The organism is Bacillus sp. FSL R7-0685 (assembly GCF_038002425.1).
GTDB lineage: Bacteria > Bacillota > Bacilli > Bacillales > Bacillaceae > Bacillus > Bacillus subtilis.
In genome coordinates, this window is sequence record NZ_JBBOCN010000001.1 from 2,413,952 (window position 1) to 2,427,714 (window position 13,763).

Sequence of the window (13,763 nt, forward strand, 5' to 3'; positions counted from 1 at the left end):
TTATTTATGAACACCCGCCAAAATCAAAACAACACCCGTAAAAATCAGAATCAGCTTTGCATACGAAAGCTGCCCGGCAATTTGGTAGATTCCGACAGTCATCGTAATGATAAAAATCAACGGACCGACAATAGCGAGAATGCTGTTAACCACAACCGCCTTCCGGACATCGTTGGTCACAAGCATGACAATTGCTGCCGTCAGCTCAATCATAGAGGATAAAACTCGTAATCCCGCCATTGTTAAAACAGTAGAATTGATATTTCCAAGTAAAAATTTCATAGCACTCTCCCAACCTCCCATTTTTTTATATGATATGCTCTAGCTTGCTGAAGTAGTCTTGTCATTTTCGTATAAAAGAAAGATTCTGTTTTTGGGCACAAAAAAAAGCCTGTCCCCATTTTGGAACAGACTTCTTTTTTTCTTTCTATGCTCTTGAAACGTAAGAACCGTCTGATGTATTGACAACAAGTGTGTCGCCTTCATTCACAAAGAACGGCACGTTTACAACAAGCCCGGTTTCAGTTTTCGCAGGTTTTGTACCGCCTGACGCTGTATCACCTTTAATACCAGGTTCAGTTTCAACAACTTTCAGCTCAACTGTGTTTGGAAGTTCGATACCAAGTGTTTCATCCTGGTACATCATGATATGCACAGACATGTTTTCTAGCAGGTATTTTAATTCTTCTTCGATTTGAGTTGCGCTCAGTTCAAGCTGCTCATAAGAAGAAGTATCCATAAATACGTGCTGATCTCCGTTTGCATATAGATATTGCATTGTTTTGGTTTCGATTTGCGCTTTCGCTACTTTTTCACCAGCGCGGAATGTTTTTTCCTGAATCGCGCCAGTGCGAAGGTTGCGGAGTTTAGAGCGGACAAATGCCGCACCTTTTCCAGGTTTTACGTGCTGGAAGTCAACGACGCGCCAAATGCCGCCATCTACTTCAATTGTTAATCCTGTACGGAAATCGTTAACTGAAATCATGTTTAATGTCCTCCTATATTCCAATCACAAAATAATAAGTTCTTTTGGGGAATGGGTGATTGTCCGGTTGCCGTTTTCTGTAATCACGATGTCATCTTCAATGCGGACACCGCCTGTTTCTGGTATGTAAATGCCCGGCTCCACTGTGACCACCATACCCGGTTCAAGGATAGCTGAAGATCTGACGGATAATCCCGGCGATTCATGAACTTCCATGCCGAGCCCGTGCCCGGTTGAATGGCCGAAATAGTCACCGTAGCCTTTTGCAGCAATATGATCCCTTGTGAGGGCGTCAGCCTCTTTTCCTGTCATTCCCGGCTTAATATGTGCGACGCCAAGCGCCTGAGCATCAAATACAACCTGATAGATCTCCTTCAATTGATCACTGGGCTGACCTACAGCGACCGTCCGGGTAATATCAGAACAATATCCTTTATAATAAGCGCCAAAATCAAGCGTAACAAGGTCTCCGCTTTCAATCAGTTTGTCACTGGCCACACCGTGCGGAAGGCTTGAACGAAGGCCTGAGGCGACAATCATATCAAAAGAAGAGCTGTCTGCTCCCTGGCTTCTCATATAAAACTCCAGCTCATTGGCAACAGCGATTTCAGAAATGCCGGGTTTCATAAACGTCAAGATATGTCTGAAGGCATCATCTGCAATCTTCGCAGCTTCCTCTAATATCTTAATCTCTTCACTAGACTTAATCAAGCGCAACTTTTCCACGGATTCAGCCACAGGCACTAATTCGGCATCACTGATAACGGCGCTGTATGAAGCGTAAGTGCCATATGTCATGCTGTTCTGTTCAAAGCCGAGACGCTTGATGCCAAACGATTCAACAGTGTCGGCAGTGGTCTGAATCAAGCTGCCGCCATGTTCAATGATCTCAAAACCCTTTACCTGAACCTTCGCCTGCTCAGTATATCGAAAATCCGTAATAAACGCTGCTTTGTCACCCGATATAACAGCCAAACCCGCCGAACCTGTAAACCCTGTCATATAGCGTACATTCGTGTTGCTTGTAATCAGCATGCCGTCAATTCCCAGCTGTCCAAACAGGTTTCTTAATTTCTCTAGCTTCATCTTGATTCTCCCCCTTGCTGGCTTAATAAGTAGCGAACAGCAAGCTTGTAGCCTTCAGCTCCAAGACCGACAATCTGCCCTTTCGCAACAGGAGCGATAACCGACTGATGCCTGAATTCTTCCCTGGCGTATAAGTTTGATAAATGCACCTCTACCACAGGAAGACTGATGCTTGAAACAGCATCCCTGATCGCATAGCTGTAATGACTCAGGGCGCCGGGGTTCAGAACAATCCCGCTGTATTGCTCCTCAGCCTCATGTATCGCATCTATCAAATCACCTTCGTGATTAGACTGGAAGAAAGTGAGCTGGATATGTAAGGCTTCAGCAAACTGAAAAAGATCTGTTTCAATATCGGTCAGTGTCTGGCGGCCGAATACTTCAGGCTCACGACTCCCAAGCCGGTTAACATTCGGTCCGTTCAAAATCAAAAAATGAGGCACATAATCTCTCCTTTTCGCGAGGGTTTCTCATGTAAAAAATGTTCACTTCTCGTGAACATTTTATCATACTGGAAAAGGATTATACACTATTCTCTATGCATTCCCAGCGCACGTGCAAGCTTTTCCGAATTCAGCTCATTGTATTCAAATGAAATAGAATACCCGACAAACAGCCCGTAAAGCAAATAAATGCAAATGGTCGTAATAATTGTATCTGATGTCAGTTCGGTCACCGTGCGCACATCTGGAAAAATCGGATTAAAAACAAAAAACACGAGCAGCCAAAGCACCAAGCCGTATAAAATACCCGGCCACATTGTTTTTAAACGTTTCAATAGAAGAAAATAAAGAAATGCTGCGCCAATTGAAATTACTCCAATCAAAATGATGCTGATTACCGTTCCCAGCCCATGTTTTTTCCACTCTCCGAGCACAAACGGCTGCAATATCATATTCGGGCTAATTTCGGAAAAATGAAACAAATATGCGATATAAGCAACGAAACTCCAAAGTACGCCTCCGCAAAAACCTGTTGCCGCCACCCTGCCGGCCATTGAAACAGGCGGCTTTTGCTTCTCATTCAATTCTTCATTTTGTTCTGTATCTTTTTCGCTTGTCATCATGGCACCTCCAGTTAAAGTGTGCCCAAAAAAAGAAATGTCAATAAAAAAGCTCACACTTTTTGACAGCTGCGAGTAAAATTTGAAAATAACGGGTATAATGCATGTAGAAAAAGCAAGGCTATGGCAATTTTTTCAGCCTGTCAATCTAGAGGTTTAGCGCTGTTTCCTGTACAATAGAGTGAAAGGAAATGGTTAGCAATCCTAAAGAAATAGGCAGGTTGATAATATGTCAAAACATAAAGTTCCGCCCGCTTACGGCGGGCAGGCTGTTGTGGAAGGCGTTATGTTTGGCGGAAAGCATCATTACGTTACAGCCATCAGAAGAACGGATGGAAGCATTGACTTTTTTAAGCTTCCACGCAAACACAACCCGAAACTGAACATCGTGAAAAAGATCCCGTTTTTACGGGGGATCGCGGCCATTATCGAAGCGAGTGCAAACGGCACAAAGCATTTGAATTTTTCAAGCGAACGTTACGGGCTCGATCCATCTGAAGACGAGACACTTGAGCAGGAAGAAAAAAAATCCTCCGGGCTGTCTATGTATCTCAGCCTCGCAGTTATAGGCGTCCTATCATTTTTGTTCAGTAAATTCGTATTTACATTGGTTCCAGTTTTCTTAGCTGAACTGACAAGGCCGATTTTTTCCTCGGACACGGCGCAAATCGCGGTTGAAAGCCTGTTTAAGTTGATTTTGCTGCTCGGTTACATCTATTTTTTGTCCATGACACCGCTTATTAAAAGAGTGTTTCAATATCATGGAGCCGAACATAAAGTCATAAACTGTTATGAACAGAATTTGCCAATTACTGTGGAGAACGTCCAAAACCAATCTCGGCTTCATTACCGCTGCGGATCAAGCTTTATTTTATTTACGATTATTGTCGGCATGTTTGTTTATTTACTCGTTCCGACAGATCCGCTTTGGCTGCGTGTTATAGATCGTGTCGCACTGATACCGGTCGTGCTTGGTATATCCTTTGAAGTTCTGCAGCTGACCAACAAAGTGCGTGACATTCCCGGTCTGAAATTACTTGGGTACCCGGGACTGTGGCTTCAGCTGTTAACCACAAAGGAACCTAAGGATGAACAGGTTGAAGTTGCCATCGAAAGCTTTAACGAACTTCTCAGACTCGAAGCATTGTCTGAGCAAAATCAGAAGCCTTCTCACAACGTCATCTAAAATCCGTTGCCCTGCTATTACTTTCGGAGGTGGTCAGTTATGAATCATCGTGTACAACCTATTATTGCTGTATTAATTGCGCTGGGAGCGTTCGGTTTCCTCTATGTGCTGGTAACCAATCCCGGAGAAATGGCAAAAATGGCGGTAACCGTCATCGTGGCAGGTATCATTATTTATTTTATTGTGAAATATGTAATGAATCGAAATGCGGGCAGTGAAGGAGCAGCCTTCAAAAAAGCGGCGAAACAATCGCGGCGCCGGATGAAAGAACAAAAAGCAAAACACCGCGCCGGACATAAGGGACGTGTCAGCCACCTGCGAAGCGTTCCGAGCGCCAGCAAGCCTAAGCCGATGATTCTCAAGAAAAAAAGCCAGACTCAGCTGACTGTTATAGAAGGGAAAAAAAATAAAAAGAAAAACAGAGCGCTTTTTTAATAGGTCCACTGCTTTAAAAACAGCTCTGTCCGTCTTTTACCTAGCTCAATCAGGGCTAGTTTTTTTTGTTGTGTTAAATGAAAATCAGTTGCCATTACGCCATCAACCGGGAGAAAAATGATATTTTGTTCATAGCGTGATGCAATGTGCCTTGCGTCATGGGCATCCTTCATCGTTTCAAACAGGGCGCCGAACAGTTCAAAAGCGTTGCGGATATTTTTTTTCGGACGCTCTCTTTCACGCGGCGCAAGCGTCACACCGATCACAGGGCGCTTTCTTTCCTTTGAAAACAGCCAGATGGGGAAATTGCTTAACACACCTCCGTCGACAACCGTGGCGGTGCCTGTGTCCGTTTTTAATTTTATCGGTTCAAAAAAATACGGAATGCTGCAGCTCATTCTGACCGCTCTGGCAACCGGGAACATATCGGGATTTAACCCGTAACGGGCCAAATCGTCCGGCAAAACAATCATGGTGCCGTTTGTCAGATCAGAAGCAATAAGGCGCAGAGACCCTTTCTGCAAATCGCCGAAAACCCTTATTCCTTTCGCTCTTAACAGATCAGCAATCCATTCTTCTATCGTATCGCCTTTGTATAAGCCAAGACGCCAGTAGATGGACACCCACTGGAGCATTTTTAAGGGGAGAAAAGAGTACCTTTGATCCAGCAATTTCTCTCCGTCCACTTCTTCAATTAAAGCGTGGATTTCCTTACTGGTGTAACCTGACGCAATGAAAGCGGCAATAATGGCGCCCGCGCTTGTACCCGCAACCCTTTTAAAGCGGAAGCCTTTTTCCTCAAGCGCTTCATAAGCGCCTGCAAGCGCAATGCCTTTTACTCCTCCGCCGGAAAACACACCGTCAATATACATCTCATTCCCTCCCCCTCCATCCGATCGTTTATTACCATTTTAAGAAAACACGCGCAGAAATAGACCAACTAATGACGGGTGGCGTCAGCGTATCAAAAAAGACGGCCTCCTTCGAGACCGCCTTTTTACTGATTATGATGTTCTGTTTTCTTTTGGATTGATTTCAGATCTTTTTTACGGGCATCATCTTCTTCAAAATATTGAACAAGATCCCCGATGCGATCAATACTGTTCCAGCTTAAATGATGTTCGATTCCTTCGACATCGTTATATATTTTCTCTTCATCAACACCAATGATTCTTAAAAACTGCTCAAGCAATTCATGTCTGTATACCAGCCGTTTGCCTATTTTTTTCCCTTTAGACGTTAACACGAGACCGCGATATTTTTCATAAATTAAATATTCGTCTTTATCTAGTTTTTGAACCATTTTTGTTACAGAGGAGGGATGGACTGCCAATGCTTCCGCGATATCGGAAACTCGTGCATATCCTTTTTCTTCAATCAGCATATAAATCTGTTCAATATAATCTTCCATACTTGGTGTTGTCATCGAAACCCTCCCAAAAAGCACCTTAACTTTATAAACCATTACAAGTTTACACTAATGAACTTGAAAAAACAAGGATGCTCCGCGGGTCAAAAGCCCTGTTTACCGCTTATAATTCCATTCATCTGAAGCGTACTTTGTTTCAGCCAAGTGATGAACAAAATCAAGCTCTTCCTGAGAAAGTTCATATGGCTCCAAATGAATGTTAAGACCTGTTTCAAATCCTTCTTTAAAGGCTTTACGAGTCTCATCCATCGTCACCCGCTTTTCGGTGAGTTCATTAATGGCAACCGCTTTATTTTTGAAATTGCGCTGCATCCGCTCTCTTACTCTTTCACTTGGATATAAGAACAGATCGAACAGCTTGTCCTCATCTAAATCAAGAAGAATGGAGCCATGCTGAAGAATCACGCCTTTTTGTCTCGTTTGCGCGCTTCCCGCCACCTTGCGCCCCTCAACCACTAGTTCATACCACGAAGGCGCGTCAAAACAAACAGATGACCGCGGATTTTTTAAGCTTTCTTTTTCTTTTTCAGTTCTCGGGATGGCAAAGTAAGCGTCCAGACCGAGATTTCTAAAGCCTTGAAGTATGCCTTCTGAAATAACCCGGTAAGCCTCAGTAACAGTCGCCGGCATCTCGGGGTGCTCTTCCGAAACAATTACGCTGTATGTCAGTTCCTGATCGTGCAGCACACCTCTCCCGCCGGTCGGGCGTCTGACGAATCCGAGATTATATTTATGTACTGCTTCAAAATTGATTTCCTTTTTAATATTTTGAAAATACCCTACAGAAAGTGTCGCCGGATTCCAGCCGTAAAAACGGATAACCGGGGGGATTTTCTTTTCGCTGTTCCAATATAAAAGCGCTTCATCAAGCGCCATATTGAATGCAGGACTTGCATTGCCTGAGTCTATAAACCGCCAAGTTTCTTTTTGCATTTTAAGACCTTCCTTACCGTTTTAATAGAATCAGTTTATCAAACTGTCGGGAAAATGAAAAATATTTTAGTTCCATTATAGATGACAATCACGCTGTGCTTTACTATAATAGTATTTGTCGAAAACGGCTCTATGACCTTGTTTTATGAAGCAGGGTTTTGATTTTATATGCTAAAGGAGTAGAATCACATTGTCTAATATGATCGTTTTGATTATTTTTGCTGCGTTTATCATCTATATGATTGCTTCATATGTCTATCAGCAGCGAATTATGAAAACACTTACCGAAGAAGAATTCCGCGCGGGTTACCGCAAAGCGCAGCTTATTGATGTTCGTGAGCCAAATGAGTTTGAGGGCGGACATATTTTAGGCGCCCGCAACATCCCGCTTTCCCAGCTGAAACAGAGAAAAAATGAGATCCGTACGGACAAGCCTGTTTACCTGTACTGCCAAAACAGTGTCCGCAGCGGACGCGCGGCACAAACCCTGCGCAAAAACGGCTGCACTGAGATTTACAACCTAAAAGGCGGCTTTAAAAAATGGGGCGGAAAGATTAAAGCGAAGAAATAAAGCAAACAGCTGTCTGGTAGACAGCTGTTTTTATTTATCTTTCTACCGCCTCGTATCTGAGCACCGGGTGTCTCGCCGCTTTTGTTTCATCCATTCTTTTTACAATCGTTGTATGCGGGGCCTCCTGAACAAGCTCCGGATTCTCCTCCGCTTCTTTTGCGATTTGAATCATAGCATCAATAAACGCGTCCAGTGTTTCCTTTGATTCGGTCTCTGTCGGCTCGATCATGATGCATTCTTCAACATTAAGCGGGAAATAAATCGTCGGCGGATGATAGCCGAAATCAAGCAGCCGTTTTGCAATATCAAGCGTACGCACTCCCAGCTTTTTCTGCCGCTTCCCTGATAATACAAATTCATGCTTGCAATGGCGGTCAAACGGAAGATCGTAATAAGGCGCGAGTTTTCTCATCATATAATTGGCGTTTAACACTGCGTTCTCAGTAACAGCCTTTAATCCGTCAGGCCCCATGGAGCGAATATACGTATACGCTCTCACATTAATGCCAAAGTTGCCGTAATACGGCTTCACACGGCCGATCGCATGAGGGCGGTCATAATCAAACGTAAAGCGCCCTTCTTTTTTGACTAAAACTGGCTTTGGCAAATAAGGAATCAGATCTTGTTTTACGCCGACAGGGCCTGAGCCCGGGCCTCCGCCGCCATGAGGGCCTGTGAATGTTTTATGCAGGTTGAGATGCACCACGTCAAATCCCATATCTCCAGGTCTCGCCTTGCTTAAAACGGCATTTAAATTAGCGCCGTCATAATACAGTTTCCCCCCCGCTTGGTGTACAATTTCCGCCATCTCTGTAATCTGCTCCTCAAACAAGCCGAGCGTGTTCGGATTCGTCAGCATAAGAGCTGCAGTTTCTTCATTCACTGCTCTTTTTAAATCTTCTAAATCAACAAGCCCTTTTTCATTCGATTTCACCGTAACGGTTTCAAAGCCTGCTACTGTTGCTGATGCAGGATTCGTCCCATGCGCGGAATCAGGGACAATGACCTTCGTCCGCTTGAAATTCCCGCGAGCTTCATGATAGGCACGGATCATCATCAGCCCTGTCCATTCGCCGTGCGCTCCGGCAGCAGGCTGAAGCGTAACCTCATCCATTCCCGTTATTTCTTCAAGGTGCTTGCTTAAATCATATAAAAGCTCTAATGCGCCTTGCACCGTGTCTTCATCCTGAAGAGGATGAATCGCAGCAAAACCAGGAATACGCGCGATTTTTTCATTGATTTTCGGATTATATTTCATCGTGCAAGAACCGAGAGGATAAAAACCGGAATCCACCCCGTGATTGCGTTTGGACAGCGCTGTATAATGGCGCATGATGTCCAGCTCTGAAACCTCCGGCAGCGCTGCGTCTTCGTCACGAATATAGGTGTCTGACAAGAGGTCCCCCAATTCGATTTCCGGTACATCGAGCTCCGGCAGACTATAGCCGATTCGGCCTTCTCTTGAAAGTTCAAAAATAAGTGCCTGGTCCTGATTACTCATGGCGATCCCCCAATTCCTGAATGAGTGCGTCAATTTCTTCTTTTGTTCTCAGCTCCGTTACAGCAATCAGCATATGGCAGTCCAGCTCCGGATACGTCAACCCAAGATCATATCCGCCAATCATGCCTTTTGCCAGCAAACGCTTGTTCACAGCTCTCACCGGCTCATCAAGTTTGATGACAAATTCATTAAACATCGGCCCGTCAAACATAACGGTAAGGCCTGCTTTTTTTGCTTCTTGCTTTGCATAGTTGGCTTTTAAGAGATTTTGGCGGGCTATATCTTTTACGCCGTTTTTTCCGAGAGCAGTCATGGCTACTGATGCTGCCAGCGCATTTAAAGCTTGGTTGGAGCATATATTTGATGTTGCTTTATCCCGGCGGATATGCTGCTCCCTGGCTTGCAGGGTAAGCACAAAGCCTCTTTTTCCGTTTTCGTCTTCCGTTTGTCCGACCAGACGGCCCGGCACCTTTCTCATTAATTTTTTAGTAACGGCAAAAAAGCCGCAATGCGGGCCGCCGTATGCTGAAGGAATGCCGAAAGGCTGCGCATCACCGACGACGATATCAGACTGAAACTTGCCCGGCGGAGTGAGAAGACCTAGCGCCAGCGGGTTGGCTGAAACAATAAACATGGATTTCCCTTGATGAGCGATAGGTTCAATATCCTTTAGCGGCTCGATCCGGCCGAAAAAATTCGGGTACTGAACGATCACTGCGGCTGTGTTCTCGCAAACGGTTTGGCGCAATGCATCAAGATCCGTAACGCCATCCGCAGCGGGTACTTCAACAACATCAATATACTGACCTTTTGCGTAAGTTTTCAGCACCTCTCGCGATTCAGGATGCACGGTTTTTGACACAACAATTTTTTTCTTTTTCGTGTGGCCTGAAGCAAGCATTGCTGCTTCTGCCAAGGCTGTTCCGCCGTCATACATCGAGGAGTTGGCGATATCCATGCCTGTCAGTTCACAGATCATCGTTTGGAATTCAAAAATAGCCTGGAGCTCTCCTTGTGAAATCTCTGGCTGATAAGGCGTATATGCGGTATAAAACTCAGAGCGCGAAATGACATGATCCACAATGACAGGCTGATAGTGGTCATATACACCCGCTCCTAAGAAAGAAGCGTATTGTACGGTATCACGATTTTTAGAGGCCAGCTTTGTCAGTTCTCTTGTTAATTCTGTCTCTGATTTCGCTTTTTTGATTTGATACTCTTTTTTATATTTGACGTTTTCCGGTATATCAGCAAATAAATCATCGATGCTGCTTACGCCGATAGTAGCAAGCATCTCCTGTTTATCCTTTTCTGTTGCGGGCAAATAACGGTGCTTCATGTGTTGTCTCCTCTCTCCAAGAAAAAATATTAGCGTTTATAAAATGGTGTTTTGACAACCTTTGCTTTCACTAATTTTTTGCGAATCTCTACATCTACAACAGTCCCGATCTCACTCGTTTCCGAATCAATTAAGGCAAGGCCGACGTTTTTCCCTAATGTCGGTGACTGCGTGCCGGTTGTCACCTTTCCGACAGACCTGCCATTTTGAAAAACCTCATATCCGTGCCGCGGTATCCCTTTTTCAATCATTTCGAGACCGACAAGTTTGCGCTTCGCTCCGTTTTCTTTTTGTTCACTCAATACTGACTTACCAAAAAAGTCAGACTTCTTTTTGTGCTTTACAGCAAAGCCTATACCTGCTTCAATCGGTGTAATATCCCGGGTCAGCTCCTGACCGTAGAGCGGGAGCTTCGCTTCAAACCGGAGTGTATCACGTGCACCGAGACCGCATGGAATCAGTCCATATGCATCCCCTGCATCGATGATTTTTTTCCAAATATGCATAGCATCATCACTGCGGCAGTAAATTTCATACCCGTCTTCTCCCGTATAGCCAGTGCGTGAAATAAGTGCTTTGCGGCCGCTGATATCGGCTTCATCAATAAACGCAAACGGCTTTAATGCAGACACATCTGCATCTGTCAGATTTTTTACGACCGCTTCTGCTTTCGGTCCCTGTACAGCCAAGAGCGCGATTTGATCTGACTGATTGTCAATCTGCACATCACCTGCTGCATGTTCTTTCATCCAAGCCAAGTCTTTATCTATATTAGAAGCATTAATGACAAGCAGATAGCGGTTCTCTCCTTTTTGATAGATAAGCAAATCATCGACGGTTCCGCCATCCGGGTAACACATCGCTGTATATTGAGCACGGCCTGGCGTTAACGCGGAAACATCATTTGTCATCAATTTTTGCAAAAAAGACAGACTGTCGTTCCCTGACACTTCGACTTCTCCCATATGAGATACATCAAACAAACCGGCTGCAGTTCGGACAGCCTCGTGTTCTTTTTTTATAGAAGAAAATTGAACAGGAAGCTCCCAGCCTCCGAAATCAATCGTTTTTCCTCCATATTCCTTATACAGGTCAAATAACGGCGTTCTGTTCAGCATCTAATTCCTCCCCTTTATCAACGGCGCAGCTAAAAACATACAAAAAAGGACAGAGAAACACCTCATGTAAAATGAAGGTTCTCTGTCCTGGCACCTGAAAGTTTACTTTGCATACGCAAAGACGTCCCCTTTGGTGGTTTGCGCATCCGCACAAACACTCTCCAGAGTTGCGTCGAGCAAGAGTTCTTTTGCCTGAGAGATTCACTCCGCAGTTTGCTCCTTCGGCGCCTGTATCCCGAGGTTTTCGGTCAGGTCTCTCCCCTTGCTGTCATTCGCTCATATTTTCATGCTGTTATGGACATACTATAGCAATATCTTACATCAAATACATACTCATATCCTACCATCATCACTATATGCTGGGCAACAGCAATTTGGGCAGATTTTTCTTATATTATTCATCTTAAGAATCGAAGAATAAGAAAGGCGGTTTCAAAGCAATGAATACAGAAATGATCTACGATGCAAAATGGCCTGAAGAATTTGCTGAAAGACTGAAAAACGATGGCCCTTGGGCAAACTGGGAACTGTACAAGCTCTCTGCAGAAATCCAGAAAACATTAGCAATTCCAGAGTTTGAAGGCTTACGGGCTCCTTTATATCTGCCTTCCTTTACGCCGCTCCCCCACCAGCTTGAAGTGGCGCAAAAAGTGGTTGAAAAAATGAACGGGAAAGCGATTTTAGCAGATGAGGTTGGTCTCGGAAAAACGGTTGAAGCTGGACTGATTCTAAAAGAATATATGATTCGCGGGTTAGCAAAAAAAATTTTGATCCTTGTGCCCGCTTCCCTTGTGTCACAGTGGGTCAAAGAGCTTCAGGAAAAATTTTTGATTCCGGCTGTTGAACAAAAGAAAAGCTATGTGTGGGAGCAATGCGATATTGTCGTCTCATCAATAGACACCGCGAAGCGCTCGCCCCATCGAGAAATCGTTCTGTCTATCCCATATGATCTTGTCATTATTGATGAGGCACACAAACTGAAAAATAGCAAAACGAAGAACTATGAATTTGTCCGGAATCTCGTAAAAAAATATTGCCTGCTTCTTACCGCGACGCCAATCCAGAACCGTATCGAAGAGATTTTCAATTTGGTGTCCTTATTAAAACCCGGCCATTTAGGCAGTCAGAATCACTTTCAGGAGGAGTTCGCCAAGAAGAAATCCAGTTTAGAAGCGCATGAACATTTAAAAGATCTTGTGAATAAAGTCATGATCCGTAACAGGCGGCATGATACAGGGCTGAATTGGAAACAGCGCCATGTTGAAACAGTGCCGATTCAATTTTCTCCATCAGAGCAGGCGCTTTATGATGAAATTTCTCGTTTGAAGGACAGTATCAATAAACCAGCCAGCATGTTCTCGATTATGACCTTGCAAAGAGAATGCTGTTCGAGCAGAGAAGCGGTATATATGACGCTGAAAAAGATGCTTGATCAAAAAGAGAAACAAGCACCTGCCATTGATGAGGATACGATTTCAGTTTTGATAGATCGCATCAATCAAGTGACACAAAACTCTAAAGCGCTTCAAGTTGTTGACTTGATCAAAAAGATCGACGATAAGGTCATCATTTTTACAGAATACCGTGCAACCCAGATTTATTTGCAGTGGTTTCTTCAGCAAAACGGCATCAGTTCTGTGCCGTTTAGAGGCGGATTTAAACGTGGAAAAAAAGACTGGATGAAGGATCTTTTCCGCGGAAAAATCCAAGTCCTTATTGCAACTGAAGCAGGCGGTGAGGGGATTAACCTGCAATTTTGCAATCACATGATCAACTATGACCTGCCATGGAATCCGATGCGACTTGAGCAAAGAATCGGAAGAATTCACAGACTCGGGCAGGAGCGTGACGTGCATATTTATAACATGGCGACAAAACATACGGTGGAAGAGCATATTCTAAAGCTTTTATATGAAAAAATTCATTTGTTTGAAAAAGTGGTCGGTGAACTTGATGATATTTTAACGAAAATTCAAGTGAACAATTTTGAAGAGCACCTTCATGACATTTTGTATCACTCAGCAACAGAAGAAGAAATGAAAATAAAAATGGATAACTTAACCTCATTTTTGTCTTATAAAAAACAGCAGCCTGCTGAAAAAAGAGGATCTTAGCCT

Annotated in this window: 15 protein-coding genes and 1 riboswitch; of the genes, 4 read left to right on the plus strand and 11 right to left on the minus strand. The window is 44.0% G+C overall.

Going from position 1 to position 13,763, the window contains the following annotated elements; all coding sequences use genetic code 11:
- From MKY50_RS12495 to MKY50_RS12515, 5 genes are all read right to left on the minus strand, one after another.
- Positions 1–282, minus strand: a complete 282-nt coding sequence (locus tag MKY50_RS12495; protein WP_004398639.1) for a YqhV family protein — start codon at positions 280–282, stop codon at positions 1–3.
- 145 nt (positions 283–427) lie between these two features.
- Positions 428–985, minus strand: coding sequence for an elongation factor P (efp, locus tag MKY50_RS12500; protein WP_003226377.1), 558 nt, complete (start codon positions 983–985; stop codon positions 428–430).
- Between the two features lie 24 nt (positions 986–1,009).
- Positions 1,010–2,071, minus strand: a complete 1,062-nt coding sequence (gene papA, locus MKY50_RS12505) for an aminopeptidase PapA (RefSeq protein WP_003230224.1) — start codon at positions 2,069–2,071, stop codon at positions 1,010–1,012.
- Entirely contained in the window at positions 2,068–2,514 is a 447-nt protein-coding gene (gene aroQ / locus MKY50_RS12510) for a type II 3-dehydroquinate dehydratase (protein WP_003230223.1), read from the minus strand. The genes papA and aroQ overlap by 4 nt, the downstream gene beginning before the upstream one ends.
- An 86-nt stretch (positions 2,515–2,600) precedes the next feature.
- Positions 2,601–3,137 carry a YqhR family membrane protein gene (locus tag MKY50_RS12515; RefSeq protein ID WP_003230222.1) on the minus strand — a complete coding sequence of 179 codons (537 nt, stop codon included), beginning with the start codon at positions 3,135–3,137 and terminating at the stop codon, positions 2,601–2,603.
- Positions 3,138–3,363: 226 nt separating this feature from the next.
- On the opposite strand from MKY50_RS12515, the gene MKY50_RS12520 reads away from it, so the two are divergent.
- Positions 3,364–4,320, plus strand: coding sequence for a DUF1385 domain-containing protein (locus MKY50_RS12520; RefSeq protein WP_015384077.1), 957 nt, complete (start codon positions 3,364–3,366; stop codon positions 4,318–4,320).
- A 39-nt stretch (positions 4,321–4,359) separates the two neighbouring features.
- Positions 4,360–4,755, plus strand: coding sequence for an SA1362 family protein (locus MKY50_RS12525; protein ID WP_003226367.1), 396 nt, complete (start codon positions 4,360–4,362; stop codon positions 4,753–4,755).
- Here the strand turns inward: MKY50_RS12525 and MKY50_RS12530 are convergent.
- The 3 genes from MKY50_RS12530 to lipM form a co-directional block, all read right to left on the minus strand.
- Positions 4,752–5,627, minus strand: coding sequence for a patatin-like phospholipase family protein (locus MKY50_RS12530; RefSeq protein ID WP_041850011.1), 876 nt, complete (start codon positions 5,625–5,627; stop codon positions 4,752–4,754). The two genes, MKY50_RS12525 and MKY50_RS12530, sit on opposite strands and share 4 nt — an antisense overlap.
- A 125-nt stretch (positions 5,628–5,752) precedes the next feature.
- On the minus strand, positions 5,753–6,181 hold the full coding sequence (mntR, locus tag MKY50_RS12535; RefSeq protein ID WP_003236923.1) for a transcriptional regulator MntR: 429 nt from the start codon (positions 6,179–6,181) through the stop codon (positions 5,753–5,755).
- A gap of 99 nt (positions 6,182–6,280) precedes the next feature.
- Entirely contained in the window at positions 6,281–7,117 is an 837-nt protein-coding gene (gene lipM, locus MKY50_RS12540; protein ID WP_341116764.1) for an octanoyltransferase LipM, read from the minus strand.
- A gap of 190 nt (positions 7,118–7,307) precedes the next feature.
- On the opposite strand from lipM, the gene MKY50_RS12545 reads away from it, so the two are divergent.
- Positions 7,308–7,688, plus strand: coding sequence for a rhodanese-like domain-containing protein (locus MKY50_RS12545; protein ID WP_004398485.1), 381 nt, complete (start codon positions 7,308–7,310; stop codon positions 7,686–7,688).
- 34 nt (positions 7,689–7,722) lie between these two features.
- On the opposite strand, the gene gcvPB is transcribed toward MKY50_RS12545, so the two are convergent.
- Genes gcvPB through gcvT form a run of 3 tightly spaced genes read right to left on the minus strand, consistent with a single transcriptional unit; the run spans position 7,723 to position 11,646 of the window.
- Positions 7,723–9,189 carry an aminomethyl-transferring glycine dehydrogenase subunit GcvPB gene (gene gcvPB, locus MKY50_RS12550; RefSeq protein WP_341116766.1) on the minus strand — a complete coding sequence of 489 codons (1,467 nt, stop codon included), beginning with the start codon at positions 9,187–9,189 and terminating at the stop codon, positions 7,723–7,725.
- Positions 9,182–10,528 (minus strand): aminomethyl-transferring glycine dehydrogenase subunit GcvPA, encoded by a 1,347-nt coding sequence (gene gcvPA, locus MKY50_RS12555; protein ID WP_029317920.1) that lies wholly within the window; start codon positions 10,526–10,528, stop codon positions 9,182–9,184. Before gcvPA ends, gcvPB begins: the two co-directional genes overlap by 8 nt.
- Before the next feature lie 29 nt (positions 10,529–10,557).
- The gene (gcvT, locus tag MKY50_RS12560; protein ID WP_341116768.1) at positions 10,558–11,646 is read right to left on the minus strand and encodes a glycine cleavage system aminomethyltransferase GcvT; all 1,089 of its coding nucleotides are present in this window, start codon (positions 11,644–11,646) and stop codon (positions 10,558–10,560) included.
- A gap of 170 nt (positions 11,647–11,816) precedes the next feature.
- Positions 11,817–11,918: riboswitch (glycine riboswitch) on the minus strand.
- 168 nt (positions 11,919–12,086) lie between these two features.
- Between gcvT and MKY50_RS12565 the strand changes: the two genes are divergently transcribed.
- Positions 12,087–13,760, plus strand: coding sequence for a DEAD/DEAH box helicase (locus MKY50_RS12565; RefSeq protein ID WP_043857813.1), 1,674 nt, complete (start codon positions 12,087–12,089; stop codon positions 13,758–13,760).
- Positions 13,761–13,763 lie beyond the last annotated feature (3 nt).